The following is an 801-nucleotide window of genomic DNA, read 5'->3' on the forward strand; positions in this document are numbered from 1 at the left end:
CTGGTACGCACGTCGCGATGCATCGCTAGCCACACCGGCAGAACTGGCAGCGGCAGATCTGGCAGAACCTTCTCTATCAAAGGATCCCTGTCGGCCAGCGGCTCCTGACCGAGGCCGATGCCGTTTCCCGCCCGCACCGCTTCCCACAAAACGATCTGGTTGTCGGCCCTGAAGCGGAAGCTGCTCCGGGTGACGGGGATGCCATGCTGGGTAAAGCCCCTGATGATCTCGTCGCCGCGGTCGAAGCCGACCAGGTCGTGGTCGACAAGATCGGCAGGCTTCAGCGGACGGCCGCGCCTGTCGAGATAGGATTTGGCCGCGCAGGCGCAGAGCTCGATATCGCAGACCCTGCGTGCCATCAGCTCGTTCTGCGCCGGCTTGACCATGCGGATGGCGATGTCGGCATCCCGACGCAGCAGGTTCTCGACCTGGTTGGAGGCGACGATCTCGACCTCGATGCCGGGCTCCTCGATCCCCAGCCGCATCGTCATCTCAGGCAGGACATAGGCCGCCACCACCTCGCTGGCGGCGATGCGCACCGTGCCTTCGATGGCCTCGACCGAACCCAGCGCCAGCAGTGAGAAGGCGCTTGCCTGCTCACTGACCGCCTTGCCGCGTTCGAACAGCGTGCTGCCGGCCTCCGTCAGTTCGTAGCCGTGCCGTCCTCGACGGAACAGTGTGACGCCGAGTGCCCGTTCCAACTCGCCGATGTGACGGCCAAGCGTCGGCTGGCTGGCCGAAAGCTTTCGCGCGGCGGCCGACAGGCTGCCGGATTCCGCCACGGCGACAAAGCTCTTGATC

1 protein-coding gene is annotated in these 801 nt (G+C 65.5%); it reads right to left on the bottom strand.

What is annotated here, in order from left to right; all coding sequences use genetic code 11:
* Positions 1-800 (bottom strand): LysR family transcriptional regulator (locus tag EN893_RS36185; protein ID WP_245490983.1); only part of this gene is annotated, 800 nt, incomplete at its 3' end.
* Between the last annotated feature and the right edge of the window lies 1 nt (position 801).

The organism is Mesorhizobium sp. M7A.F.Ca.CA.004.04.2.1 (assembly GCF_004022825.1).
Taxonomy (GTDB): domain Bacteria; phylum Pseudomonadota; class Alphaproteobacteria; order Rhizobiales; family Rhizobiaceae; genus Mesorhizobium.